The 1,908-nt window shown below is 50.2% G+C and carries 2 protein-coding genes; both read left to right on the forward strand.

Going from position 1 to position 1,908, the window contains the following annotated elements:
• On the forward strand, nucleotides 1-258 hold a 258-nt coding region (gene tnpB / locus HMPREF3144_RS04735; RefSeq protein WP_141742724.1), incomplete at its 5' end, for an IS66 family insertion sequence element accessory protein TnpB.
• A gap of 86 nt (nucleotides 259-344) precedes the next feature.
• The coding region (locus HMPREF3144_RS04740) for an IS66 family transposase (protein WP_070476708.1) at nucleotides 345-1,908 on the forward strand (1,564 nt) is incomplete at its 3' end.

Genomic DNA, 1,908 nt, shown 5'->3' on the forward strand with positions numbered 1-1,908 from the left:
ACTAAGGCAATTCAGCGCTTTGGTCAGGTGGCACCTCACGAAGCCTATGTGTTTATGAATCGCACGCACACGCTTCTTAAATTACTCATGCACGATGCGATGGGGTCGTGGCTATGTGTTCGTCGACTACATGAAGGACGCTTTCACGGTGCAGGCTCACGGATGAATCCGGCACTGTCGGCAGAACAACTGCAGGCCTTAGCCTTGGGGCTGCCTTGGCATCGTTTAGGTAAAGCCGGTATCTATCGTTATTGTTAGTTTGATCGTGAACTAAATGGGGCGATCTTGTCAATTAGGTATTCTCGGGATCGCTTATTTTATCGGCATAAGGCATACTACGTCTTATGCCGAATTCTTTTGCTTTTCTTCCCTCTGATTTATCCCAGTTAACTGCTGAGCAGTTGCGCGAACTCGTGCTGCAACAACAAGCCTTAATTGCTCAACAAGACGCATTGATTGTAAAAAAAGCAGTACAGGTGGAAGAAAAGGATCTGGCCTATCGTCGTGTTCTGAGCGCTTACGAACAAGTGAAGATGGAGTTGGCGATCTTAAGACGCATCAACTTTGCTAAACGTAGCGAACAGCTCCCTGACCTACAAGCGAAACTTTTTGAAGATGACGCCCATGAGGATCTGGCTGAGCTAGAAACGATGTTAGACAACATCGGTCAGCAATTAACGTCCATGAGTGGTCAAGAGCACACACCTCGCACACCGACTCGTATGCGTTTGCCGACGGAATTGCCCTCGGTGGATATTCATTATACGTTGGAAAGCACGACCTGTGGTTGTGGTGCTGAGATGCGTCATCTTGGGGATGATGTGAGTCAGAAACTGGACTATGTGCCCGGTACTTTTAGCGTGGAGAATCACATTCGTCCGAAATACGTGTGTGATTGTTGCAAGACCCTCAATCAAGCGCCGGTACCTCCTCACATCATTGATAAGGGGTTGGCAACGACCGGACTGCTGGCGACAGTACTCATCATGAAGTATGCTGACCATCTGCCGTTGCACCGTCAAGAAGCCATCTTTGAGCGCAGCGGTGTACGCATTGCCCGTTCTACGCTGGCGGATTGGGTAGGCACCTGTGGCGCACAGTTACAACCGCTCGTTGATGCTTTACGCCAAGAGGTGCTCTCGCATTCAGTATTGCATGCCGATGAGACACCCATCACTTACATGCACCATAAAAAGGGCAAAACGCAACGTGGTTATTTCTGGGTCTATGCCCCGGGTGCTTATGAGCAGATGAAAGCGGTGATTTATGACTTTAAGCCAGGTCGCTCAGGCGCTCATGCCCGCGAATTCTTAGGCGATTGGCGCGGTAGTCTGATGTGTGATGATTACGCCGGTTATAAAGCCCTCTTTGCCGATGAGCAAGTGATTGAGGGAGGATGTTGGGCGCATGCGCGTCGCAAATTCCACGATATTTACCAAGCCAACGGCAGCTCAGTGGCTGAACAGGCCTTACAACAAATCCAACGACTTTATCACTACGAGGCCGAGGCCGGGAACTTAAGTCCACCGGAGCGATTAGCCCATCGACAACGCCACATGGAGCCGGCACTTAAGCAATTAGAAAGGTGGTTGCGCAGTCAGTTTGAGCTGGTGCCGCCGAACTCGGCGATCGCCAAAGCCATTCGTTACAACCTGAACAATTGGCTTGCCTTGACGCGCCTCTTGGAAGACGCTCAACTGCCGATGGATAATAATGCGGTAGAGAATTTGATTCGTCCACTCGCGATTGGTCGCAAGAATTGGCTCTTTGTAGGTTCAGAGAAAGCGGGTCGACGTGCGGCTGCTGTGATGTCGTTAATTCAATCGGCTAAGCTCAATGGCCATGACCCTTATGCTTACCTTAAGGATGTGTTGGAACGATTGCCGACACAGAAAGCGAAGGACATTA

This window comes from Oligella sp. HMSC05A10 (assembly GCF_001808335.1).
GTDB classification, from domain to species: Bacteria; Pseudomonadota; Gammaproteobacteria; order Burkholderiales; family Burkholderiaceae_B; genus Oligella; species Oligella urethralis.